We start from the raw sequence: 235 nt of genomic DNA, 5'->3' as shown, positions 1-235 counted from the left end.
GGTGAAAAATCAGTAGCAGTCCTTTACGGATCTGCCCTGCCGTTGTGGGATTGTCCTTTCGCCAGGGCGAATGGCAACACAGTTGCCTGACGGTCTGATCATCCAGATAGCCCAATAATTACAACTTGGTAAACCACCGCCTCTGGCGGTGAGACACGAAAAGGCTCTGCCGTACCGGCGTGCGAAGTAAGAAAATGGCCTCCTTTGAACCGGCAAGTTCTATAGGAGGCCATTA

It is taken from the genome of Thiolapillus sp., assembly GCF_048562965.1.
Classification (GTDB): domain Bacteria; phylum Pseudomonadota; class Gammaproteobacteria; order Chromatiales; family Chromatiaceae; genus Thiolapillus; species Thiolapillus brandeum_A.
This window is presented reverse-complemented; position numbering follows the sequence as displayed.